This window comes from Lacinutrix neustonica, from assembly GCF_026625145.1.
GTDB classification, from domain to species: domain Bacteria; phylum Bacteroidota; class Bacteroidia; order Flavobacteriales; family Flavobacteriaceae; genus Lacinutrix; species Lacinutrix neustonica.
This window is the reverse complement of record NZ_CP113088.1, coordinates 2,644,260-2,669,490: the sequence shown is the minus strand read 5'-3', so window position 1 is coordinate 2,669,490 and position 25,231 is coordinate 2,644,260. Positions and strand designations below refer to the sequence as shown.

Below are 25,231 nucleotides of genomic sequence, written 5' to 3'. Positions count from 1 at the left end.
TTGAATATTTATTACCTTAGACAGATGATATTAATTACTGGCGGTACAGGATTCTTAGGTGCTCATTTACTTTTTAAATTATTAAGTGAAAACCAAGCTGTTCGGGCGATATACCGCAATGAAAAGAAATTAAAAAACGTTAAACGCATCTTTTCTTATTATACTAAAAATGCCGATACGCTTTTTGACTCTATTGAATGGGTGAAAGCCGACTTAAACGACATACCATCTTTAATGGAAGCCTTCAAATCTATTACTCACGTTTATCATTGTGCCGCTTTCGTCTCTTTTGAACCTGATAAATTCAATAGCCTTCAAAAAATTAACATTGAAGGCACTGCGAATATTGTGAATTTATGTCTCTCAGAACACATAAAAAAACTCTGTTACGTGAGCTCTATAGCAGCTATTGGCAAGCCTAAGCAAGGAGTTATAACGACCGAAGAAATCGATTGGAATCCTGAAGCAGACAACAGTGTATATGCTATTACTAAATATGGTGCAGAACTGGAAGTATGGCGTGGTGCTCAAGAAGGGTTACATACCATTATTATTAATCCTGGCGTCATAATAGGTCCTGGAATTTGGAAGCATGGTAGTGGCTCCATTTTTAAAACAGTGCACCAAGGCACGAACTACTACACTTCCGGACTAGTACCTTTGGTTGCTGTGCATGATGTGGTAAACAGTATGACCCAACTCATGAACAGCGCTCTTATAAATGAACGGTTTATTATTGTGGCTGAGAACTGGAGTTATGAGCAATTTATTAAATCCATTGCACACGCTCTAAACGTTAAACCTCCTGGAAAAGAAGCTAAAAAATGGTTATTGCTACTGGGTTGGAGACTGGATTGGTTAACAAATAAACTATTTGGAAAACGAAGAAAACTCACCGAGACAACTTGCAAATACTTTAATTTCTAAAACAACGTATAGTTCGACTAAATTAAAAAAACATTTAAAAACTCAGTTTACACCAATTACTGATAGCATAGTAATTACAGCGGCCATATTTTTAAAAGACGAGGTTATTTAGATTTCAAAGGATTTAGCTGCCCGTTTAAATTGGGTATTAGTTTCTTGGACGTACTCTCTCTTTCCTTGTTTAATTTTTTTTCAGTTACAATTTTAGTAAGCTTAAGAGAATCTAATTTTTCTTTCTCCTTGTCCTCTCTAGTTTCTATGGCTTTGTATTTGTCTCTTAATGCTGTTAAACTATCTTTTACTTTTGCATAAATAGCGTCATACGTTTTTATATCGAAAGCATAGTATGCATTACTTTCAGCAAAAAGAGTGCTATCTATACCATGTTTTTCATATATATACGATTCGGCACAATACCATTTTCTTCAAGCCTTTTTTTATTCACTCCTTTTGCAGAAGACATAATGGACATATCTACCAAAACAACAACCATTTTATCTTTAGAGATTATAGAAGATGGTTTTTTAGGTTTTTTAACATCGTAACAAGAGACTAAAACAAAACCCATTATTAGACCTATAAGCAGTTTTCTTTTCATCGGTCGAATGTTAATTGTTTTCCATATTTTGTCTCATAAAACTTAAAATTCTTGTAGGCTAACCCTCCATTGACAAAAGTATGTGAGATTCTTGATTTAAAAGTTGTGCCTTCAAATGGAGACCAGCCACATTTGTATAAAATATTATCTTTATTTACTGTCCATGGATTATTTAAATCGACCACCACTAAGTCTGCATAATAACCTTCTTTAACATACCCTCGTTTTTCTATTTCAAACAAAATCGCTGGGTTATGACATAACTTTTCTACAATTTTTTCAATTGAAATCTTTCCTTGATGATGCATTTCCAACAAAGCTGGTAACGCGTGCTGCACTAAAGGGCCGCCGGACGGCGCGTTGGCATATACATTTTGTTTTTCTGCTAATGTATGTGGCGCATGATCTGTGGCAATAACGTCAATTCTATCATCTAACAACGCTTTTAATAATTGATCTCTATCTTTTTCGGTTTTAACCGCTGGATTCCATTTTATTAGTGTCCCTTTTTCGTCATAATCTTTATCACTAAACCACAAATGATGAATGCATACTTCCGCTGTTATTTTCTTATCTTTTAATGGGATCTTGTTACTAAACAATTTGGTTTCTTTACCTGTAGACAAGTGAAACACATGTAAACGGGCTCCTGTTTTTTTCGCTAATTCAATAGCCTTAGAGGAAGAGAGGTAACAGGCCTCTTCACTACGAATAATAGGATGTAAATTCATGGGAATATCATCACCATAGCGTTCTCTATAGATTTCTGTATTTTTTCTAATAGTGGCTTCATCTTCACAGTGAACAGCGATTAACAATTTGGTACTAGAAAATATTTTCTCTAAAACCTCAGGGTTATCCACCAACATATTTCCAGTTGAAGACCCTAAGAATAATTTTAAAGCAGCCACTTGTTTTGGATCTAACTTTAGAATCTCATCTAAATTATCATTAGTACCACCAAACATAAATGAATAATTAGCATACGATGTCGCTTTGGCGATGGTAAATTTTTCATTTAGTTTTTCTATGGTGGTGGTCTGCGGATTTGTATTTGGCATTTCAATAAAGGAGGTGATTCCTCCAGCAATGGCTGCACGCGATTCCGTTTCAATATTGGCTTTATGCGTTAATCCCGGTTCTCGAAAATGAACTTGATCGTCTATGGCTCCCGGTAGCACATATTTACCCTCTACATCAAACACATTAACATCTGCCGATTTCGCACTAATCGAGGCATCAATTTTGATTATTTTTTCACCCTCAATTAGAATGTCACCATTAAAAACAGTGCCTTCATTAACAATTTTCGCATTTTTTATGAGTGTTATTCTATTGTTCATCTAGCGTTATTTATTAAATATACTTTTTAATTTCATAGAGATCACTCCAAAAATGGCCTCAGATATAATACTTGAGCTTAATTTTGATTTACCTTTAATCCTATCGGTAAAAATAACAGGAACCTCTACTATTTTAAAATGCTTTAAATGAGAATTAAATTTCATTTCAATTTGAAACGCATATCCTATAAACTTGATGTCATCCGGATTTATGGCTTCAAGGACTTTCCTTTTATAACATATAAAACCAGCTGTTGCGTCTTGCACGCGCATGCCAGTAATAAGTTTTACATAAATTGAGGCGCCATAAGAAAGTATGATCCGACTTAAGGGCCAATTTACGACATTAACCCCTTTAATATAGCGAGAACCTATGCTCACATCGGCGCCTTCTTTACGGCAAGCATCATAAAGTCTGATTAAATCTTTGGGATTGTGAGAAAAATCAGCATCCATTTCAAAAATATACTCATAATGGCGCTCCAATCCCCACTTAAAACCATGAATATAGGCGGTCCCCAGCCCTGCTTTTTCCTTTCTTACTTCTAAAAATAACCGGTTTTTATACTCTTGCTGAAGCAGCTTTACCCGCTCCGAAGTTTTATCTGGTGAATTATCATCAACCACTAAGATATCGTACGCTTTATCTAATGTAAACACCGCTTTAACAATAGCTTCAATGTTTTCGATTTCGTTGTATGTTGGAATAATAACTAGAGCGTCTTGCATTAACTCAATTTCATTTATGAGGCAAATGTACATATTTGAAGGTTAGTTTTTTCTAAATATTTCTTAATAATGATGCATCTTCTCTAATTTTTTATAATAATTTTACAACATGCTTAGAGAAATCATATCAACCGAAATTTATACCGTTTTATTAGTCTTGTGTTTACTACTAGTTAGTATTACTAAGCTCTTATATCCAAAACGATTTCGTGATTTTGCTTCTATTCTAATTAATTACCGGTATTTAAAGATTTATGCGCGTGACCAGAAATTTCCGGATACTTTTGAAGCACTTCTGTTTTCAAATCTCGTTATTGGAATTTCTATTTTGGGTTTTGTGAGTTATCATTTGAACAGTCACATCGACCCCAGCTCACAAATAACGCTTTATAAACTAGCTTTTGCCATCCTCATTATTATTACCGTGAAAATTTTAATGGAACGGCTGGTGAGTAGCATACTCAAAATGGACAGCATTATTAGCGAATATCTCTTTGTAAAAATCAGTTACAAAACTTTTATAGGGTTGCTGTTAATCCCTTTGAACGCTCTACTTATATACACTCTTGATGTGACACAGACTATTATCATAACCTTTGTAACCCTTTTACTTTTAATTAATTTAATAGGTATTTTAATCTTTATAAAAGACAATCTTAGGCTATTAAAAAACAACTTATTTTATTTTATTTTGTATCTTTGCACACTTGAAATTTCCCCTTATTTCATTTTGTATAAATTAATTACTAAATGAGTGGGTTAAACAAAACTAAAAAAATATGAAAGTGAAAACAATTTTAGTCTCGCAACCTGAACCTAAAATAGAAAATTCGCCATATTTCGATTTGTCTGAAAGACAAAAAGTTAAAATAGACTTTAGACCTTTTATTCATGTAGAAGGCGTGCCCTCGAAAGAAATCAGACAACAAAAAATTGATCTCACTAAATTTACTGCTATAATTTTAACCAGTAGAAATGCCGTAGATCACTATTTTAGAATAGCAGACGAAATGCGCTTCAAAGTCCCGGACAGTATGAAGTATTTTTGCCGAGTGAAGCGGTTGCTTACTATCTTCAAAAGTACGTGGTATACCGAAAGCGCAAAATTTATGTTGGTAAGAGAACTTTTGAAGAATTATCTCCTTTAATTAAGAAGTATAAAGACGAGGCGTTTTTATTACCTACCACCGATAAATTGAAACCGAAGTTCCTGAAGTTTTAAATGCTTTAGATGTAAAGTGGAAAGAAGCTGTTTTTTATAGAACAGTAATTAGTGATTTATCAGATTTAGAAAATGTAACCTATGACATTTTGGTGTTTTTTAGTCCAAGCGGTATAGATTCATTGTTTCATAATTTCCCTGATTTTAAACAAAATGACACACGCATTGCTGTTTTTGGCAATTCTACGATAAAAGCGGTTGAAGCTAAAGGGTTAAGAGTAGATATTTCTGCTCCAACGCCTGAAACGCCTTCTATGACCATGGCCCTTAAGAAATACATTGATTCGGTTAATAAAAAATAACCTTTATTATTTATATGCAGACATAAAAAAGCGACCAATTGGTCGCTTTTTTTATGTCTGCTTTTGCTTGTTAATAAGAGTAACGTTGTGGGCCACCCCTTCTTATTTCTTCACTAGCATTTTCTTCAAATTGCGTAAAATTATCTCTAAACGCATTCGCTAATTTAAATGCCGTATCATAATACGCTTTATCATTATCCCACATAGCTCTAGGGCTTAACACCTCATCAGGAACACCAGGACAAGACCTAGGTTGCGCCACACCAAATACAGAGTGAATATGATAGTCATTGTAATTATAGAGTCCTAAATCACCGTTTAACACCGCTGTTATCATCGCGCGCGTGTATTTTAGTTTCATACGACTTCCTACACCATAAGATCCACCGGACCAACCCGTATTGACTAACCGTGACATTCACATTAGCATCTTTCATTTTCTTACTTAACATCTCGGCATATTTTGTAGGATGCAGTGGCATAAAGGGCGCACCAAAACAGGCAGAAAAGGAAGGCTGTGGTTCTACTACACCAGCCTCTGTTCCTGCTACTTTAGCGGTATAACCGTGAAATAAAGTGGTAGGCTGCTTGCGCCGGTGTTAATTTAGAAATTGGAGGCAATACACCAAAGGCGTCTGCCGTTAAAAAGAAAATATTCTTTGGGTTTTCACCAATAGATGGCACTCTAATATTTTCGATATAATCAAGAGGATAACTTACCCTAGTATTTTGCGTAATGGATGTATCTTCAAAATCGACTTCTCCTTTGTCGTTTAAAATAACATTTTCAAGAATAGCACCTTTTTTAATGGCATCATAAATCTCCGGCTCTTGCTCTCGAGATAAGTTTATAACCTTTGCATAGCAACCGCCTTCAAAATTAAATACTGTGTTCTCTTTCGTCCAACCATGCTCGTCATCCCCAATTAAACTTCTATCCGGATCTGTTGACAAGGTTGTTTTCCCTGTACCCGACAAACCAAAAAATATAGCCGTATCCCCGTGCTTTCCAACATTTGCACTACAGTGCATGGGTAAGGTCTCTTTAAAAACTGGTAAAATAAAATTAAGAGCAGAAAAAATACCTTTCTTAATTTCTCCGGTATACCCGGTACCCCCAATTAGAGCTGTTTTTTTTGTAAAGTTTAAAATAGCAAAATTGTGTTGTCGTGTCCCATCTTCTTCAGGGTTCGCCATAAAACCTGGAGCATTTACAATGGTCCATTCGGCGCAAAATTTTCTAATTCAGCATCCGTTGGGCGTAGAAACATATTGTAAGCAAACATGTTACTCCAAGGATACTCATTAATAACCCGGATGTTCAATTTATAGTTCTCATCTGCGCAAGCATAACTATCTCTAACAAATACCTCTTTTTCTGATAAGTAAGCCGTTACTTTATCGTACAGTTTATCAAATTTATCAGGATCAAAAGGAATATTTATATTGCCCCACCGGACACGATCTTTTGTTATGTCATCTTTAACAATAAAGCGGTCTTTGGGAGAGCGACCCGTAAATTCACCAGTGTTCACAGCTAAAGCTCCGGAGGCTGTCTTAACACCTTGGTCTTTTTCTATTGTAATCTCCTGTAAATCTTTAGGTGATAATTGGTATCGAATAGTAGCATTCTTAATACCGTATTGTTCTAACGAAATCGTTTTCGTAGAGTCTGTATGGTTTACCATAATTTAGTTTGTTGTTTAAGCTACAAAATTAATGATTATTATAAAAAAAGCGACGTTAAATTCAAGATTAATTCATTTTAAACTTTAAAAACCCGATAATCATTGTTATCCAGGCACCTACTAAAAAAAGACCTCCTATTGGAGTGATGAATCCTATTGTTTTAAAATCGAAATTGGACAAGGCATTGGTTGCTAACCCATAGATGGAGCACGAAAAGAAAAAGACGCCCATAATTACCATATAACAAATCATTTTTTTACTCTTTATTGAAAGCATGGACGTACTACCAACAAACAACAAAAGTAAGGCATGATACATTTGGTAGCGCACGCCCGTTTGAAAAGACTGCATGGCCTCATTGGATATTTTAGTTTTTAATCCATGCGCTGCAAAAGCTCCAATTAAAACGGCTAACACACCCGTAACTCCAGCTGATATCAATACTTTTTTATTCATTTTATTTTATTTTGAGTTTTAATAACGCTTGTATTTTACTACATTCGCGATCTAATGGCAATGCCTTTTAAAATTCAATTGCTAAATACAAAACTACTCAACAATTATCATTATGCGAAAGATTTTGGTCATAGGTTCGGGAAATCGACTTCCTATTTAATTAAATATTTATTAGATAAATCTAAAAGTGAAGATCTTCATATTACCGTTGGTGATTTAGACATAGGTACTGCCATAAAATTAATAGACAATCACGAAAATGCCACGGCCATTACTTTAGATGTTTTTAATAAAAAATCTAGAGCAGACGCCGTTCAAAATGCAGATATTGTTATTTCTATGCTCCCTGCTCGTTTCCATATTGAAGTGGCTAAAGATTGTGTTACTTATGATAAAAATATGGTCACGGCGTCTTATGTGAGTGACGAAATGCAGGCTTTGGATACACAAGTAAAAAGAAAAGGCTTAGTCTTTATGAATGAAATTGGAGTCGATCCCGGCATTGACCATATGAGTGCTATGCAGGTGATCGATCGTATTAGAGCCGAAGGGGGAAAAATAATTTTATTCGAATCCTTTACTGGTGGCTTAGTTGCGCCGGAGAGCGACAACAACTTATGGAACTACAAGTTTACATGGAACCCTCGAAATGTTGTCGTTGCAGGACAAGGAAGTGCTGCTAAATTTTTACAAGAAGGTACTTATAAGTATATTCCATATAACCGATTATTTAGACGTACAGAATTCTTGGAAGTGGAAGGTTTTGGACGCTTTGAAGGCTATGCTAACCGTGATTCGTTAAAATATCAAAGCATTTATGCCCTTAATGATGTAAAAACACTTTACCGAGGCACCATTCGTCGCGTGGGCTTCAGTCGGGCATGGAATGTATTTGTCGCACTCGGTATGACAGATGACAGTTACACCATCGATGATAGCGAAAACATGAGTTATCGCGATTTTGTAAACTCTTTTTTAGCTTACAGCCCTACAGACTCGGTCGAATTGAAATTTAGACATGCTTTAAAAATTGATCAGGACGATGTTATTTGGGATAAATTTGAAGAGTTAGATATTTTTAGTCCATCAAAAATGGTAGGACTTAAAAAAGCGACACCTGCACAAATCTTACAAAAGATTTTGATGGACAGTTGGTCTTTAGATGAAACCGACAAAGATATGATTGTGATGTATCATAAGTTTGGTTACGAATTAGATGGTGAAAAACATCAGATTGATGCCACCATGGTCACTTTAGGTGAAGACCAAACCTATACAGCGATGTCAAAAACTGTTGGTTTACCAGTCGCTATTGCCGCATTGGCAATTTTAAATAAAAAAATCACAACACCAGGTGTTTTAAGACCCATTAGCAAAGAGGTTTACGATCCTATTTTAGAAGAATTAAAAAGTTTTGGCATTGCTTTTAAAGAGAAACATGTGCCTTATTTAGGCTACAATCCTTTAAACGCATAATTTAATAAAGATAGCCATAAGGTGAGAATTACTTGATGTGTTTTTTACTTTTCGAAAGCACAAAGTGTGTCTGTTTCTTTCCCTAAAGTAATATCTCATGTCAAGTTAAAATCATTTGATTACTTTTATGTTGTAGATTCATGCGTCATTCGCTTTGATAATTATAAATTAAAACCTAATAAATTTCTGCCTGCGTAGAAATGCTAAACCTAAGCGCCCAGCTTTCTTAAGAGATACATATGAAAGTTATAAATCAAAACATACACATCGATGGCATCGATAAAAAAATACTCCGTGCGCTCATGCAGGATGCAAGAACTTCTGTTTTAGAAATAGCACGTCAAGTAGGTATCTCCTGGAGCAGCCATCCACCAGCGTTTAAGGAAACTTGAAAAATCTGGTTTAATTGCAGGATCCAAATTTGTTATAAACCCAAAGGTTTTAGGCTATACAACCATGGCTTTTGTTGGCATTTATTTGGATAAAGCCATGAGTAACCCTGAAGCTGTAAAACAACTTAAAAAAATCCCTGAAGTTTTGGAATGTCACTATACCACGGGTAATTGGAGTATTTTAATTAAGATATTGTGTAAAGACAATGCGCATTTAATGCATTTATTAAATAGTGAAATACAATCCATATCCGGTGTTTCGAGAACCGAAACATTTATTTCCTTAGACCAGCAGATTGAAAGGCAGATTAAAATTTAAAAACCTATTTCATTTATACTAGAATACACATATACCCAAATCAACACTAAAAAAAGACATGCTCTTTAAAATGGCACTGGTACTATCCATATAACTCAAACCTCAACATTATGAAGACCCTACAACATTATGCTTTTTTAGTTTTAACGGTGATTACACTGGCGTCCTGTAGTAAAAATGATGATGCTCCTGAAAACCCTCCAGCAGGTGAAGCAGAATTTCAAGCCGTAATTAATGGCGGAGCTTATACCGAATATTCGTTTATAATAGGGGTGTATCAAATTACAAAAGGAACCAATGGCAACACCTTAAGTATCGATATTGCAGATGTGAATGGCGATATAATTACCTTGTTTTTAAATGGAACTGAAGGATTTGATAAAGGCACTGTTAAGGACATGGGGAATATTGATGCCAATAATTTTACGACCTACACCCTAATAAGACAACAACAACCTCAGATTTCATATTTCTCAACAAGTGGTAGCGTTACTATTACTAATAATAGAACACACCCTACAGCACCTGGTCATCGTTTAATTTCAGGACATTTTAGTGTTGCAGCCGCCTCTATAGATGGCAATAATACCACAGCAATGACCGGCTCTTTTACAGAGTTGGATTATGTTGATTAAACTTCCAAAGACAACACTATTTTTATAAAAAAACAAAGCGTGAATTCTATAAAGAATTCACGCTTTGTATATAAACTACTTATTAAGTTACTTTTTAATAATTAATTTTTTGCTAGCTATATTAGAACGATTCGTCGCTTTAACAAGATACAAGCCTTCACTTAACTCTCCAATAAAAACCGTAGTCTCTACATTGGCTTTAACTTCAAATGCTTTTACCGTTTGGCCTAGTAAATTAACAATTTCAAAGTCACCACCCATAGTAGACTTAATTTTTACCTGCCCATTACTCGGGTTTGGATACATAGAAAACTTAGATGCTACGTCGAATGTATTGAGACCTAATGTCGTTACTGAAACACAAGAGGATTCTACAACACAACTACTATTCGTTATCACCACTTTGTAGTCCCCAAGAGCAGTCGCTGTAAAACTTTGGCCAGTCTCTGATGATAATAAAGTGTTGGGGCACTCGTACCACTGGTACGTGGCTCCAGCTTGATTCGCTGTTAACACATCAACAACCTGCGAAACCGTATTGTCTGCATTTAATACTTCAATATCATCAGAAGCAGCGTTTGTACATACATTACCATCTGTAAAGGTATACGTTAGGGTGTGTACACCTACACCAGCTGTTGCTGGATCGAAAGAATACGTTGTTCCATTACCATCATCAGTCACACCAGTTCCGGAATAGACACCGCCTGTAGCTGTACCACCTCCTAAACCAGTTTGAACTCCAGCATCGATACATAAATCTGCAGGAGCCATATATGTTACTGTTGGTAAAGTAAAAACTTCTACATCATCAGAAGCTGCGTCTGCACAGCCGTTAGCATTTGTAAAGGTGTAAGTAATAGTATGTACACCAACACCAGCTGCCGCTGGATCGAAAGCGTAAGTCATTCCGTTACCATCATCAGTGACACCAGCTCCGGAATAGACACCGCCTGTAGCAGTTCCACCTCCTAAACCAGCTTGAACACCAGCATCAATACATAAATCGGCTGGTGCCGTATAGTTTACTGTTGGTAAAGCGAATACTTCAATACTATCAGAAGCTGCGTTTGTACATACATTACCATCTGTAAAGGTATACGTTAGGGTGTGTACACCTACACCAGCTGTTGCCGGATCGAAAGAATACGTTGTTCCATTTCCATCATCTGTAACACCAGGTCCTGAATATACTCCTCCTGTAGCTATTCCACCACCTAGACCAGTTTGAACTCCGGAATCGATACATAAATCGGCTGGTGCCGTATAGGTTACTGTTGGTAAAGCGAATACTTCAATATTATCACTCGCTGCATTTGTACAGCCGTTTGTATTTGTATATGTGTACGTAATGGCATGTACACCAACTCCAGCGGCTGCTGGATCGAAAGAGTACGTTATTCCGTTACCATCATCTGTTATTCCTGAACCACTATAAACGCCTCCTATTGGTGTTCCTAGCCCTTGAGATACACCCATACCGTAAGTCAATCCTGTTATTGTTGTATTAATCCCTGTAGACCCCACTAATGTAGCAGCTCCCGTAGTAATATTTATTGTATATATATTCCCGTAATTACCTTGAGCACCTCCTGCGACTAATGTCCCATTATGAAATTCGAGACTACCCAATACCGAGACCCGTATCGGCCAATAATGTAGGGGTTCCTGTACTTAAATCAATAGTATAAATTTCTGTCACGCCTTGACCCGTAGTTGCATAAGCAATTCCTGTATTTGGATCAATAGCAAGAGCACTTAAGCCTAAACCTGTTGGCCCTACCTCAGTTAACACTTGAGTTGTAGGATTAAAAGTACTCAACGGAGCACCAGCTACACCAACCGTATACCAAACGCCATTATAGACACTTACCCCTTGAAAATATGGTGGCATACCTGTATTAGGTGAACCAACTCCGAGTAGATTTCCGGTAGCAATATCAAACATAAAACCACTACCACATCCATTTGTTTCCTCTCCAAAACCTATACCACTTAATGGGTCATAGCCAAGTGCAGTAACTCCTGATGCACAACCTCCAGAAAAACCTTCATTCAAAACAGTAGCGACACCTGTCGTAATATTGATACTAAAATAATTGCCCTGATTGTCTGCACCAAATAGTGTGCTCGTATCAGCAACATAACCAGCTTGAACACCAGCATCGATACATAAATCGGCAGGCGCCGTATATGTTACGGTTGGTAAAGCGAATACTTCAACATCATCAGAAGCTGCGTTTGTACAACCGTTACCGTCTGTAAAGGTATACGTTAGGGTATGTACACCAACACCAGCTGCTGCTGGATCGAAAGAATAGGTTGTTCCATTTCCATCATCAGTAACACCAGTTCCTGAATATACACCCCCTGTAGCTGTTCCGCCACCTAAACCAGCTTGAACACCAGCATCGATACATAAATCGGCAAGTGCAGTATAGTTTACTGTTGGTAGAGCGAATACTTCAACATCATCAGAAGCTGCGTTTGTACAACCGTTACCGTCTGTAAAGGTATACGTTAGGGTATGTACACCAACACCAGCTGCTGCGGGATCGAAAGCGTAAGTCATACCGTTACCATCATCAGTAACACCAGCTCCAGTAATAGACACCGCCTGTAGCTGTTCCGCCACCTAAACCGGTTTGAACACCAGCATCGAGACATAAATCGGCAAGTGCAGTATAGTTTACTGTTGGTAGAGCGAATACTTCAACATCATCAGAAGCTGCGTTTGTACAACCGTTACCGTCTGTAAAGGTATACGTTAGGGTATGTACACCAACACCAGCTGCTGCGGGATCGAAAGCGTAAGTCATACCGTTACCATCATCAGTAACACCAGCTCCAGAATAGACACCGCCTGTAGCTGTTCCGCCACCTAAACCGGTTTGAACACCAGCATCGAGACATAAATCGGCAAGTGCAGTATAGTTTACTGTTGGTAGAGCGAATACTTCAACATCATCAGAAGCTGCGTTTGTACAACCGTTACCGTCTGTAAAGGTATACGTTAGGGTATGTACACCCACACCAGCTGCTGCGGGATCGAAAGCGTAAGTCATACCGTTACCATCATCAGTAACACCAGCTCCGGAATAGACACCGCCTGTAGCTGTTCCGCCACCTAAACCGGTTTGAACACCAGCATCGAGACATAAATCGGCAAGTGCAGTATAGTTTACTGTTGGTAGAGCGAATACTTCAACATCATCAGAAGCTGCGTTTGTACAACTGTTACCGTCTGTAAAGGTATACGTTAGGGTATGTACACCAACACCAGCTGCTGCGGGATCGAAAGCGTAAGTCATACCGTTACCATCATCAGTAACACCAGCTCCAGTAATAGACACCGCCTGTAGCTGTTCCGCCACCTAAACCAGCTTGAACACCAGCATCGATACATAAATCGGCAAGTGCAGTATAGTTTACTGTTGGTAGAGCGAATACTTCAACATCATCAGAAGCTACGTTTGTACAACCGTTACCGTCTGTAAAGGTATACGTTAGGGTATGTACACCAACACCAGCTGCTGCGGGATCGAAAGCGTAAGTCATACCGTTACCATCATCAGTAACACCAGCTCCGGAATAGACACCGCCTGTAGCTGTTCCGCCACCTAAACCGGTTTGAACACCAGCATCAACACAAAGATCTGCAGGAGCGGTATAAGTTACCATTGGTAAAGCGTTGACTGTAACTGATACAGATCCACAAGTCCCTGGAGTTACACAACCGCCTTCACCACGAACATAGTATGCGGTACTTGGCCCGAAGGCGTAACCACAAATGAAGAAGTAGTCGTTGTTCCTAGTAGCGTACCACCACAAGACCCCGTATAAATGGCCCATTGTGTGGCATCATTTAAGTTTCCGGAAATATTTAATGTTGTAGAATTTCCTTCGCAAACAGTAGTTGGCGCATAAGTGACTATTGGCACCGTTGGATCTGTACAAGTAGGAGCTAGATCCCATCTAAAAGCGTCTAATGCTAAATAGTCTGCGTCATTTGTTGCTGAAATAATAATTTCATCAACACTAGTAGATGAGTGATCAACTATATCTTCAGTTGAAAAATCGATATATGTAAATCCATTATTTGGTGTAAATGAAGATCCATCAACTATTCCGAACTTTTAACAAAACTATAGGCTTCTACTCCGTCCTTTTTCCCTGTAAAAGTTATAGATGTTGAAGCAGGCCCAGTAATACCTCTATTTGAAACAAATAAATAGAAGTGTTTAATTTGTATATCTGTTCCATCGGTTGTCGTTATAGAAAAAGAAGATCCATCTCCAATAGCTGGTGTTCCACTAGTATTGTCAATAAATTGATTATCAGGTCCAGCACCATTCCATCCTCCACCAGCAAAGCTTTCAATGTCATAAGTTGTTTCCCCACCTCCATCAACAATCATAAAACTTTGACCATTATCTGTAAAGGATTTAGCTCCAACGGTATCATCTTCAAAGTCTTCTGTGGTTTGCGCATTTAATGAACTGGTCATTAAATAAAAAGAAGCAAGCAGCAGACTTAAGAATAAATGCTTACCTCTAAAAATTAGTGTAGTTTTTTGTTCCATAATGTTTTGTTAGTTAATAATTTATATAAGCACCAAAGACACAAAAATATATTAAATTGTATCAATAAATGTTTTTTTAGCACAAACCTTGGCAAAAAATGTATAAGCGCTAGTATTCTCTTAAAAAATGTACATTAGCAAATAAAATGATCGCTTTGAAAAATTTAGTTTTAAACATATTAAAGTCAAAGTCTTTAAAAGACGAACAAAAAGCAGTCGAATGTCTTTTTAATTATTACAATACCTTAAGTAATCAATTATTACTAAGAGATTTTTTTTTAAACAATGCAACAGAAGTAAATGGCGGTATGGCCTTATCTCCCCAGCACGCCATTGATTGTATTAATGATTATGTAAGAACCGCAAGGTTTATAAAAGGTATCTACCGTGCTATTTTAGATTTAAAAAATAAAAAACAAGCAATTACTATTTTATATGCTGGTAGCGGGCCTTATGGGACATTGTTAGTGCCTTTATTACCACTTTTTAACTCTGATGATATTCAGGTAACGTTTTTAGATATTCATGAAAGTTCTATAGCATCTGTTAAAACTATTATTAATTTTTTAAGTTATGATAAATGTGTTAAAGAATACCTCGTTTGTGATGCCTCTAATTTTCAAGCACAAATAAAAGATTGTTTTCAATTAATTATTTCTGAAACTATGGATGTAGCGCTAACAAAAGAACCCCAGGTTGTAATTACAAAAAGCCTACAGCCTTTGCTGTGTACTCATGGAATTTTGATACCGGAAGAAATTACGCTTACTACCCGCCATTCTTTTTTTTCCAAAGAACCGAAATTCAAAGAAAAAGAAGGTGTTTGTAAGGGAGTGTTGAACACAATTGAAAAAAGCACGCTCCTTTTTTCAATAACAAAAGATACCATATTTGAAAATAATAATGCTTTTTGTTTTGACTCTGAAACAATAGAGAAAGGAACTATTGATGCGAACACACCTGATATTTGTATAAATACAAATATAAAGATCTACTCCGGTATTAAGTTAAATGCTGGTGAATCGTTAATAACCAATCCGTACTGTGTATCTTCTTTGTATTCAGTAAAGGAGCGCTCCTACAAACTACGATATACTACAGAAAACATTCCTAATTGGACTTTAATACAAGAAGACAGCTAACACATAATGTGTTAGCTGTCTTAGTTTTTTAACTTCTAGAAGGAAACACTCCTTGTAAAGCAATGATATAATTTACAGCTAAATAAGGTTGCATATTGTTGTGAGCCTGATTGCCACCATTATTTCCAATTGTAACACTATTTGAAGCTGCATTTAAAGCAACATCAGGCGTTGCATCATTAAAACCATAAGTTTGACTGATTCCTCTACCTGCTGGGGCTCCTGGTGTAGCAATAGAAGAACCTGTCGAAGCTACGGCTTTAGTAGCATCTGCAGAGTTAACTTTCACTTCTCCCGAAGCGATATGATTATGATTTGGCATTTCTGTTACATTAAGCACGTGCCTTTCCTCTCCAGATCTCTGTCCTTCACGGTATGTACTAAGTCCAGCTCCAGTTCTTGGACCCAACGGCACTCTACCTCTTAAATCAGGTAGAGCAAAAGTAGTACGGCCGTCTCCTCCATAGGTAGTGCCAAGAATTGAAAATAGAGCACTGTTAGATGAAATAGGTAGTAATTGACCGTCACAAAACGCCCAACCTCTTGGGGCAAAGTTTCCGCCGAACATGACAATTTGCGCAATAAATGGTTCCATAATTTTTGGTTTTTTTAATTATTAATAATATAGTTTAATTTAATTAGTTTCTATTACAAATTCTCGTATTGAAATGGGTAACATAGACCCATTACTGGTTGTTAATGAACAGGTTCCTAGAGTATCGAACGTCGCGTTAAGCGTTCCACTACCCTCATACCTGTAATACGCTTCCATATTACTGTACCTTACGAGTACCCCCCATGTTTCTTTTGGTTGTGGATAGCCGGGCAATTTTTTATCTGCTAAATCGATAAAATTCATATCCGCCATGCCTGGAATTCTTAAAACCAATGACCCGCGGTCGTTAAAGGTATGCTTTTTATTTTTGGAAATAGTCACCCCATTTGAGGCTTCAATATTGTGTATATAATTATTATTTACGGTTAAGGTATACATGACTTGTTTAAAATAATTGGTGTTACAAAGTTATTGGTAATAAGCGTTTATAATAAACGTACAATTACGGCCTATTTTAATCGCGTAGAAACCCCTGTTTTCACGATTACTGTTTTTTATGTGAGTTAGTATGCCTAGCTTTATCTCTTATTAATTAAAAACCAAAATCATGAGTAAGAATGAAGTAAAACTAAAGCCCGCTAAAAATTGGGCTAAAAATTGGCAACAGAAATATAAAAAGGAATGCAAGGCCTTTTTAATGCCTGCAATAGATTTAATAGAGGCACTTGAAGAAATGAACGTGCTTGTAAAACAAGAAGATGGCCATTACAGTATTCAAAATTTGGATTCTTCTGGCGTTCGTGCCTACATGGCCATTGATCACGAGATACAGGAAGGTAGAGGTGAAAAATTATTAATTGTGGGCACTAAAGTAGACTGTAAAGGCATCCATAGGGATATTATTGAGGGAGAGAAACCATCCGGGTGCGATGACTGTGATGTAGATGGTGCTGTCGCCGCTTTAGATGGCACTGGTATTTTTGATTTTACTGCACCGTGTCCTACGACATGTGATGAAAACAGCCCTTTATACGACCCAAATTAACATAGCTTAAATGTCATTATTAAATTTTTTAATACATCTAGGTAATATTATTTTATTTATAAATGTCATTTTATACTCTATAAAGTTATCTAGTAGAACCAAAATATTTAAAATACTTTGGTTCTACTTCCTTTGTATGCTCATCATACAGTGTCTTACTATTAATTTACAAATTCAAAGAGCAAATAACCTATATTTATCACACTATTATTTCATACTCCAATTTATCATACTAAGTCTCTTTTATTTAAAACTTTTTAAAAGTAAAAAACAAAAAAATACTCTAAAAATTATAAGTACAGCTGTTCTAGCAATTACGGTTATACAATATTTAAACACACCTTCTTTATATTATAAATTTAACCTGTTAGAAATTGTATTGACGTCTTTGACCATTGTTTCTTTTAGTGTTATCCATTTCTATAATTCTTTGATAGAAAAAACAGAATATATATACGTGAATTCAGGTGTCTTTATTTATTTAATTAGCAGTACATTAATTTTTTGTTCGGGCAATTTTTTTAAAGAGGGGCCCTCAAATTTGAAAAATATTCTTTGGTTATTAAATACTTTATTATTTATTGTATACCAAATTTTAGTGTTTTTCGAATGGTATAAAAATTACAGAAAAACTTAAGATATTTAAGCACTATCTTTATACTACTGCAAACGAATTAAACCCTCTTTTTTGGAAGAAAAAACATACATCACAATAATAAGCATCGTAGGAATAAGTGTTAGTTTGTTAATTATAATGGCCGTCACACTCATCACTTTTTTTCACCATACGAAAAAAAAGATCGTTGAAAAAGAACAGGAAAAAGCCAGTTTAAAAATAAAACACCAACAAAAAATATTGCAAACCGCTATTGCTATTCAAGAACGTGAGCGTAAACGTATTGCTCAAGACTTACACGATGCCATTAGTTCTAAACTAAACATTGTAAGCCTAACCACCAATGTATTATTAATAGATAAAACCATAAACGACAAACAGAAAACAGCCTTAGAACAAATATTAAATATTACCACGGGCACCTTAGAAAGCGCTCGTAAAATAGCGCACGACTTGTTACCCCCAATTTTAAATGAATTTGGTCTTAAAGCCGCTTTACAAGAGTTGTTCGAAGACTGTACTAAGTACACTAAAATAGCAATTGAAGACAATGTAGAAGCCTTAACACGGCTTTCAAAAAACGATCAATTGCATGTGTTTAGAATCGTACAAGAACTCATTAACAATTCAGTAAGACACGGCAAGGCTAATGAATTAATGGTATACATAGAACAACATGATACGGGATTTGTATTACATTATCAAGACAACGGCCAAGGCTTTACGGTAAAAGACGTGATGGAAAAATCCGGAATCGGGTTACAAAACATTAAGAGTAGAGTAAAAATATTAAACGGAACACTAAAAATAGAAAGCACACCCAATAACGGCAGTCAATTTATTATACGTTGTAATTATGAAAGATAAAATAAAAATCGCACTAGCAGACGATGAGCTTTTGTTTAGACAAGGACTAAAAGCCATTTTAGAAAGCAATGATACTATAGATGTGATTTTTGATGTTGAAAATGGAGCGTACTTAATTAAAGAACTGCGTAGTACCGAACCCTTGCGTGAAATCGTTATTACCGATCTAAAAATGCGAGAACTTAATGGCGTAGAAGTGACTAAACTAATAAAAAAAGAATTTCCGGAAATAAAAGTGATCGCGTTAACCAGTTACTTTAGTAAACCCTTCATATTAAATATGATTTCTATTGGTGCTGTCGCTTATTTAGCAAAAAACAGTACGCCTGCTTTAATGATAAAAACGATTGAAGAAGTGGCAGACAAAGGGTTTTACTATGACGAACAGGTGATGCAGTACATTCATGAAAGCATTGTTAATCCTGCAGATAAAAAAGTGAAATCCAGTTTTGACACCACCTATTTCACCAAACGTGAAAAAGAAGTATTAACCTTAATCTGTAAGCAATTGACCACTGGTGATATCGCCGAAAAATTATTTATTAGTCCCGCAACAGTAGAAGGACACCGTAATAATTTACTGCTAAAAACAGAATCTAAAAACGTCGCCGGTCCGGTGATATATGCCCTTAAAAATAAATTGGTGTCTTTAGAAAGTGATACCTTTTAAACTACCAACGACCGGGCCTCCCAAAAAAAGAAAAGCGTTTTAAATTCAATTTAAAACGCTTTAGTTATTCCCTGTTTTTTTAGGCTATTAATTTCTCGACATAAAGATTCTTAATATGTACCGGAACAATAGCATCAATGAAGCAAACAATCCCAAGGCTGCCGGAATGTAATCGTCTTCGGTATATTTATTAATCATGTTAGAGGTTTGATACAAGATACTGCCACCAGCTAGTAAACACATGCCTACTGAAAACCATAACCCCATATTAAAGCCGAATATACTTCCCGCGACAATCAAGCCTAAAGCAATAAAAAAACCAATGGTTAATCCTGTTTTCAAGAAAGAAAAGTCTTTTTTGGTTACAAACACTACTGCAGATAAGCCAGCAAACAACCCCAAGGTTACAATTGCGGCTTGCTGCAAAATTTCAGTACCTTGATCCATGTAAAAGGCCGCAACATAAATCATGGGTATAAAAATAAAAGCTTCAGCAGCAATATATAACCCGAAAGCTAGATATTGTTTGTTTTTATCGGCGGTACGCATGGCCATTCCTTCAGCATAATTAGTGATTAGCATAAAGCCGCCAAGCATTAATAACCATTTGATGCCTTCGGTCATCGAAAGTGCAAATTGCACAACCATGTCGCTTTGCAATAATAAATATTCAAAAACGATAAATGCTAAAACCCCATAGGCCACATGGGTATAAGTCTTTTTATAAAAGGCAACACGATCCTGTTCTGCCAAGGCGCTCACCGCCACTTTTGTTTGAGGCACTTGATTTTCAAAAGAATTGTCCATAAAATTAAGTTAGTTTGATTTAGGTTTTAAATATAAAAAAAGAAACCGAATCATTAATAAATGATTCGGTTTTCGATTAATTTACGCTTTTTTTAAACGTTATTAGGCATTGGTTTAAAGACTAAGACCAACTTCCTGAGCCCCCTCCTATTCCGGCAACTGTGCTTACCGCACCCGCTTGAAAGGTTCCTAAGACATTACTACTGCCATCAAAAAATATGATGCTGGTATACACGGGTGTAGCATTAAATTGAAAGCTTTTTGTATCTTTATACAAGCGATTAATATCACTGGTATATACATCACCAATTAAAGCACCTCCTCCTGGCGTGGATGCGCCGCCTGCATTCCCATTAAACGATTTGCCCCCAGTTATGTTCACTTGAAATTTTAAATAAAAAATAAAGCTAGCCACACTACCGTTGGCAGGATAAGATTGGGTCTCTGCTGTAATGGTTTTTACGGCAGCATCAATTTTTTCTTGATCTAAGACTCCTGTGTTTTTAGTTACAAAATCGTGTGCGATTAAGGTACTTGTTTGTTCTAGTGTTGTTTCCATGATTCCCTGTTTAAATGATTAATATGAAAACAAAGTTGCAAAGAAATCACACTTAATTTAAGCGTGATTTCCCTTAAATTAAAAACAGGTAATTCTTCGTAATTATCTGGACTACAAATACAAAAGACACCCCATTGGGGCTTATCTAACAAGCTGCGTTAAAAACTTAGGGTTCTAATCTCTACCTCCAAAAACCTGCAACGCCCAAAACAATAAAGACGCAATGGCTCCAATAGCTGCAACCAAATAGGTTCTCGGCCGCCCATTTTAAAGCATCCTCAGATCCTTTGTACTCCTCAGGAGTCACCATGTTTTTATTTTTTAACCAAGCCAAGGCTCTATGGCTGGCATCATACTCAACAGGCAGTGTAATCACACTAAATAAGGTCGCAAAGCCCATCATTATTAGTCCTGCAATGGCTATGTATTGCCCGGTGCCGCCCAGCATATTAGTTGCCATTAAAATAATCCCCCCAATAATAACAAATTGAGACATCTTAGAGGTTATTTGAACCACTGGAACTAATTTTGAGCGCATGGTTAACCATTGGTACGCTGTAGCATGCTGTACCGCATGTCCACATTCGTGTGCTGCCACAGCAGCAGCAGCGGCATTACGCTGGCTGTATACTGCTTCGCTTAAATTCACCGTTTTATTTGCTGGATTATAGTGGTCTGTTAATCGCCCTGGTGTAGAAATGACGTCTACATTCGTGATGCCATGATCAGCAAGCATTTTTTGTGCAATCTCTGCGCCGCTCATACCATTACGCAAATGCACTTTAGAATATTTAGCGAACTTTTTTTTCAATTGGTTACTCACCATCCAGCTTACCAAAGAAATGGCGCCAATTAAAATGTAGTAACCCATATATCCTGAAATCATAATTTTAGTTTTTAAATTTTAAATAAATATAGCAAAAAGTAAGCCAATACTTGGACAGGAAATGTTGTCAGTTTAATAGACTTCAAAATTTAAGCTTTTAGATTAATATTTGCTATTCCTCCGTGGCATACTGCTGCATGGCAGCCTTTTTTTTCTTTTTTTACTAGTTCAAAAAAGACACCGTGCGCTATATGCTTATGGCTTTAAAAAGCAAAACCTTCAACTAATTGAAGGTTTTACTGGATTTATAATATGCTATTGCAGGTATATACTACCCCACAATATTTACAATTTTGCCAGGAACAACAATCACTTTCTTTGGTACGCGACCCTCTAATTGTGCGATGGTTTTTTCGTGAGCGAGTACTGTTTTTTCAATCTCGTCTTTACTCATATCTAATGGCAACTCTAAGGTAAAACGCATTTTGCCATTAAAGGAAATCGGATAATTCTTGCTGCTTTCTACCAAATATGTGGCATCAAATGTTGGAAAAGGTGCCGTTGAGATCGACTCTAAATGGCCTAGCCTACTGTATAATTCTTCTGCAATATGAGGCGCATATGGTGACATTAATATTAACAACGGTTCCAAGATGTCTTTGCTGGTACATTTTTGTGCGCTTAATTCATTCACTGCAATCATAAAGGTAGACACCGAGGTATTAAAAGAGAAATTCTCAATATCTTCTTGTACTTTTTTGATGGTTTTATGTAATGTTTTTAAGCTCTCTTTTGTTGGTTCTGCGGCGTTTACATGAATACCGTTTTCGCCAACATACAACTTCCATAGTTTTTTAAGAAAATTGTGAACCCCAGTGATCCCCGCTGTATTCCAAGGTTTGTATTGCTCTAATGGCCCTAAGAACATTTCGTAGAGTCTCAAGCTGTCTGCACCATAGTCGATACAAATGCAGTCCGGATTGACCACGTTGTATTTGGATTTAGACATTTTTTCGACTTCACGAGCTACTTTGAAAGTATTCATTTCGTCGCACTCAAAATGTAATTGATCAAAATCTAATACTGATTTCTTTACACTTTCAATGTCTAAATTATTTGAACTATCAACAAGAGACACATCAACATGTAGTCTTCTATCTTCAAATGATAATCTCTCTGATATATAATTTAAAAATTCTTCTTTTGATGCCCTTTTAAGTTTGAACATTGTTGATGAATCTAATACTTGAGAACCTAAAATTTTATGAACGTCTATATCTGTTTCAATTTTGTAGTAGTCATCAAAGATTCTTTTCAAGAACTTCGATTTTATTTCAGAATTAGTTCTTTCAATATTATTACTCAAAGCAATAGACTTAATAATCAATGATGACTTGCTAGAACCATCATTTCTGTCTTCAGTTAAGTGTGGTACCTTTAAGTCAATAAAAGCACTCTCTCCAAGTATCATCCCTTGATTAATCAACTTCTTAAAAGGCTCTTCAACACCAACAAAACCTCTATCTTTTAGAAACTTCACCCAAAAACGTGAATAGAGTAAGTGACCTGTGGCATGCTCGCTACCACCAATATATAAATCGACATTTTCCCAATAGTTGAGAGCGTCTTTACTTGCAAACACTTCATCGCGCATCGCTTCTTCCATATAACGGAAAAAGTACCACGAGCTTCCTGCCCAACCTGGCATGGTATTGAGTTCTAAAGGGAATACGGTTGTATTATTTATCTTGTCGTTGCTAACTACACTATTACTTTCTGTACACCAAGCCCAAACATCGGCACGCCCTAACGGCGGCTCACCTGCTTCGGTGGGTAAATATTTTTCTACCTCCGGCAAGGTGATTGGCAAATGTTGCTTGTCAATCATTTGTGGCATGTCGTTAACGTAATACACTGGAAAGGGTTCTCCCCAGTAGCGCTGTCTTGAAAACACGGCATCACGCAAACGGTAATTGGTTTTACCTTCGCCTTGCCCTAATTGTTCTAATTCAAAAATAGCACGCTTTGTGGCTTTTTTATAGTTCATGCCATTAAGGAAATCACTATTTCCAATCACCGTTTTCTCTTTATCTGTAAAGGCTGCTTCACTAATGTCTACCCCTTCAAAAATATTAGGGATTTCTATATCAAAATGTTTTGCAAAATCGTAATCCCGTTGATCGCCACAAGGCACAGACATCACAGCACCCGTACCATAACCGGCTAAAACATAATCTCCAATCCAAATGGGAATGGGTTCTTTTGTAAAAGGATGTTCTGCGTAAGCTCCTGTAAAGACTCCCGAGATTGTTTTTACATCGGCCATACGTTCGCGCTCACTGCGCTTGGCTGTTTTTTCTATATACGCTTCAACGTCGGCTTTGTGTTCTGCTGTTGTGATTTTAGATACCAGTTCGTGTTCGGTGCAAGCGTCATGAATGACACACCAAAAATGGTGTCAGGACGCGTCGTGAATACCTCTATTTCGTGAAGTGCTTCGACAGGCTCCGCATGACTATTGGTTTCATTCGTGTCTAAAACATTAAATGAAACAGAAGCACCAACAGATTTACCAATCCAGTTGCGTTGTGTTTCTTTAAGGGAATCAGACCAATCGAGGGCTTCTAAGCCTTGAAGTAAACGCTCGGCATACGCCGAAATTCGCATACTCCATTGCGTCATTTTTTTCCGAACCACTTGATGTCCACCACGCTCAGACACCCCATTAACAATCTCGTCATTGGCTAACACCGTTCCTAAAGCTGGACACCAGTTAACTTCCGTTTCTGCTAAATAAGTCAGTCTGTATTTTAAAAGAATTTCTTGTTTCTTTTCAGATGAAAAACCCCTCCATTCCTCAGCAGTAAATGCTTCAATAGCATCATCACAAGACACGTTAACCTCAGCATTTCCACGTAAAGAAAACACATCACTTAGTTCGTTAATAGGCTTGGCTTTATTATCATTATAGCAATAATACGATTCAAACAACTGAATAAAAATCCATTGCGTCCACTTATAATATTCGGGATTACTGGTACGTACTTCTCTACTCCAATCGAATGAAAAGCCAATTTGATCTAACTGCCTTCTATAGGTTGCAATATTGGTTTCGGTAGTTAACGCCGGGTGCTGCCCCGTTTGAATGGCGTACTGCTCGGCGGGCAAACCAAAGCTATCATACCCTTGTGGATGCAATACATTAAACCCTTTATGACGTTTATAACGCGCATAAATATCACTGGCAATATACCCCAAGGGATGCCCGACATGTAATCCTGCTCCGGACGGATAGGGAAACATATCCAAAACATAATATTTTGGTTTGTCGCTGCTATTTGAGGCTTTAAACGTTTCGTTTTCCGCCCAATATTTTTGCCATTTGGCTTCTATGTCGTTAAAATCGTATTGCATTTTGAAGTTTTTCACTTAATAAAGCCACAAATTTAAACTTATTATAATAGTGTTGAAAG

General features: G+C 36.7%; 21 protein-coding genes and 6 pseudogenes. 10 read left to right on the top strand and 17 right to left on the bottom strand.

Annotation, left to right across the window (positions count from 1 at the left end):
- Positions 1-24: 24 nt before the first annotated feature.
- Positions 25-927, top strand: a complete 903-nt coding sequence (locus N7U66_RS14560; protein WP_313791254.1) for an NAD-dependent epimerase/dehydratase family protein — start codon at positions 25-27, stop codon at positions 925-927.
- A 104-nt stretch (positions 928-1,031) separates the two neighbouring features.
- Here N7U66_RS14560 and N7U66_RS22645 read toward each other — a convergent pair whose 3' ends face one another.
- From N7U66_RS22645 to N7U66_RS14545, 4 genes are read right to left on the bottom strand one after another with little or no spacing between them, the layout of a single operon-like run.
- A complete protein-coding gene (locus N7U66_RS22645) occupies positions 1,032-1,307 on the bottom strand; it encodes a hypothetical protein (RefSeq protein ID WP_390886657.1) in 276 nt (91 codons plus the stop codon).
- Positions 1,304-1,525, bottom strand: coding sequence for a hypothetical protein (locus N7U66_RS14555; RefSeq protein WP_267675917.1), 222 nt, complete (start codon positions 1,523-1,525; stop codon positions 1,304-1,306). The genes N7U66_RS22645 and N7U66_RS14555 overlap by 4 nt, the downstream gene beginning before the upstream one ends.
- On the bottom strand, positions 1,522-2,868 hold the full coding sequence (locus tag N7U66_RS14550) for a dihydroorotase (protein ID WP_267675916.1): 1,347 nt from the start codon (positions 2,866-2,868) through the stop codon (positions 1,522-1,524). Before N7U66_RS14550 ends, N7U66_RS14555 begins: the two co-directional genes overlap by 4 nt.
- 6 nt (positions 2,869-2,874) lie before the next feature.
- The gene (locus N7U66_RS14545; RefSeq protein WP_267678535.1) at positions 2,875-3,597 is read right to left on the bottom strand and encodes a polyprenol monophosphomannose synthase; all 723 of its coding nucleotides are present in this window, start codon (positions 3,595-3,597) and stop codon (positions 2,875-2,877) included.
- A gap of 109 nt (positions 3,598-3,706) precedes the next feature.
- Between N7U66_RS14545 and N7U66_RS14540 the strand changes: the two genes are divergently transcribed.
- Positions 3,707-4,351, top strand: a complete 645-nt coding sequence (locus N7U66_RS14540; protein ID WP_267675915.1) for a DUF4271 domain-containing protein — start codon at positions 3,707-3,709, stop codon at positions 4,349-4,351.
- Positions 4,352-4,376: 25 nt separating this feature from the next.
- A pseudogene (locus N7U66_RS14535) lies at positions 4,377-5,121 on the top strand (uroporphyrinogen-III synthase).
- 70 nt (positions 5,122-5,191) lie between these two features.
- Here the strand turns inward: N7U66_RS14535 and pckA are convergent.
- A pseudogene (pckA, locus tag N7U66_RS14530) lies at positions 5,192-6,809 on the bottom strand (phosphoenolpyruvate carboxykinase (ATP)).
- A gap of 67 nt (positions 6,810-6,876) precedes the next feature.
- A complete protein-coding gene (locus tag N7U66_RS14525) occupies positions 6,877-7,266 on the bottom strand; it encodes a DUF423 domain-containing protein (protein WP_267675914.1) in 390 nt (129 codons plus the stop codon).
- 112 nt (positions 7,267-7,378) lie between these two features.
- Between N7U66_RS14525 and N7U66_RS14520 the strand changes: the two are divergent.
- The 3 genes and pseudogenes from N7U66_RS14520 (at position 7,379) to N7U66_RS14510 (ending at position 10,088) form a co-directional block, all read left to right on the top strand.
- A pseudogene (locus N7U66_RS14520) lies at positions 7,379-8,742 on the top strand (saccharopine dehydrogenase family protein).
- Positions 8,743-8,981: 239 nt separating this feature from the next.
- A pseudogene (locus N7U66_RS14515) lies at positions 8,982-9,453 on the top strand (Lrp/AsnC family transcriptional regulator).
- Between the two features lie 110 nt (positions 9,454-9,563).
- A complete protein-coding gene (locus tag N7U66_RS14510) occupies positions 9,564-10,088 on the top strand; it encodes a hypothetical protein (protein WP_267675913.1) in 525 nt (174 codons plus the stop codon).
- An 87-nt stretch (positions 10,089-10,175) separates the two neighbouring features.
- Here N7U66_RS14510 and N7U66_RS14505 read toward each other — a convergent pair whose 3' ends face one another.
- From N7U66_RS14505 to N7U66_RS14485, 5 genes are all read right to left on the bottom strand, one after another.
- Positions 10,176-11,720, bottom strand: coding sequence for a T9SS type A sorting domain-containing protein (locus N7U66_RS14505; protein ID WP_267675912.1), 1,545 nt, complete (start codon positions 11,718-11,720; stop codon positions 10,176-10,178).
- The gene (locus tag N7U66_RS14500) at positions 11,713-12,723 is read right to left on the bottom strand and encodes a hypothetical protein (protein ID WP_267675911.1); all 1,011 of its coding nucleotides are present in this window, start codon (positions 12,721-12,723) and stop codon (positions 11,713-11,715) included. The genes N7U66_RS14505 and N7U66_RS14500 overlap by 8 nt, the downstream gene beginning before the upstream one ends.
- The gene (locus tag N7U66_RS14495; RefSeq protein ID WP_267675910.1) at positions 12,674-13,462 is read right to left on the bottom strand and encodes a hypothetical protein; all 789 of its coding nucleotides are present in this window, start codon (positions 13,460-13,462) and stop codon (positions 12,674-12,676) included. Before N7U66_RS14495 ends, N7U66_RS14500 begins: the two co-directional genes overlap by 50 nt.
- Positions 13,413-13,940, bottom strand: a complete 528-nt coding sequence (locus tag N7U66_RS14490; protein WP_267675909.1) for a hypothetical protein — start codon at positions 13,938-13,940, stop codon at positions 13,413-13,415. The genes N7U66_RS14495 and N7U66_RS14490 overlap by 50 nt, the downstream gene beginning before the upstream one ends.
- Positions 13,941-14,211: 271 nt before the next feature.
- The gene (locus N7U66_RS14485; RefSeq protein ID WP_267675908.1) at positions 14,212-14,670 is read right to left on the bottom strand and encodes a hypothetical protein; all 459 of its coding nucleotides are present in this window, start codon (positions 14,668-14,670) and stop codon (positions 14,212-14,214) included.
- 155 nt (positions 14,671-14,825) lie between these two features.
- Here N7U66_RS14485 and N7U66_RS14480 point away from each other — a divergent pair, with 155 nt between their 5' ends.
- A complete protein-coding gene (locus tag N7U66_RS14480) occupies positions 14,826-15,812 on the top strand; it encodes an SAM-dependent methyltransferase (protein ID WP_267675907.1) in 987 nt (328 codons plus the stop codon).
- Positions 15,813-15,840: 28 nt separating this feature from the next.
- Here the strand turns inward: N7U66_RS14480 and N7U66_RS14475 are convergent, their stop codons facing one another.
- Both N7U66_RS14475 and N7U66_RS14470 read right to left on the bottom strand, forming a co-directional pair.
- Positions 15,841-16,407, bottom strand: a complete 567-nt coding sequence (locus N7U66_RS14475; protein WP_267675906.1) for a phage tail protein — start codon at positions 16,405-16,407, stop codon at positions 15,841-15,843.
- 39 nt (positions 16,408-16,446) lie between these two features.
- Positions 16,447-16,806, bottom strand: coding sequence for a hypothetical protein (locus N7U66_RS14470; protein WP_267675905.1), 360 nt, complete (start codon positions 16,804-16,806; stop codon positions 16,447-16,449).
- Between the two features lie 169 nt (positions 16,807-16,975).
- Between N7U66_RS14470 and N7U66_RS14465 the strand changes: the two genes are divergently transcribed.
- The 3 genes from N7U66_RS14465 to N7U66_RS14455 all read left to right on the top strand — a co-directional run bounded on the left by N7U66_RS14465 (position 16,976) and on the right by N7U66_RS14455 (position 19,566).
- Positions 16,976-17,413 (top strand): hypothetical protein, encoded by a 438-nt coding sequence (locus N7U66_RS14465; protein ID WP_267675904.1) that lies wholly within the window; start codon positions 16,976-16,978, stop codon positions 17,411-17,413.
- Between the two features lie 688 nt (positions 17,414-18,101).
- Positions 18,102-18,896, top strand: coding sequence for a sensor histidine kinase (locus tag N7U66_RS14460; RefSeq protein ID WP_267675903.1), 795 nt, complete (start codon positions 18,102-18,104; stop codon positions 18,894-18,896).
- Positions 18,886-19,566 (top strand): response regulator transcription factor, encoded by a 681-nt coding sequence (locus N7U66_RS14455; RefSeq protein WP_267675902.1) that lies wholly within the window; start codon positions 18,886-18,888, stop codon positions 19,564-19,566. The genes N7U66_RS14460 and N7U66_RS14455 overlap by 11 nt, the downstream gene beginning before the upstream one ends.
- 87 nt (positions 19,567-19,653) lie before the next feature.
- Here N7U66_RS14455 and N7U66_RS14450 read toward each other — a convergent pair whose 3' ends face one another.
- From N7U66_RS14450 to N7U66_RS14435, 4 genes and pseudogenes are all read right to left on the bottom strand, one after another.
- Positions 19,654-20,373: a Bax inhibitor-1/YccA family protein gene (locus N7U66_RS14450; protein ID WP_267675901.1), complete on the bottom strand. Its 720-nt coding sequence runs from the start codon at positions 20,371-20,373 to the stop codon at positions 19,654-19,656.
- Between the two features lie 121 nt (positions 20,374-20,494).
- A complete protein-coding gene (locus N7U66_RS14445; RefSeq protein WP_267675900.1) occupies positions 20,495-20,932 on the bottom strand; it encodes a VapA/VapB family virulence-associated protein in 438 nt (145 codons plus the stop codon).
- A 174-nt stretch (positions 20,933-21,106) separates the two neighbouring features.
- A pseudogene (locus tag N7U66_RS14440) lies at positions 21,107-21,803 on the bottom strand (zinc metallopeptidase).
- Positions 21,804-22,089: 286 nt separating this feature from the next.
- Positions 22,090-25,172: pseudogene (locus tag N7U66_RS14435) on the bottom strand (leucine--tRNA ligase).
- Positions 25,173-25,231: the final 59 nt, after the last annotated feature.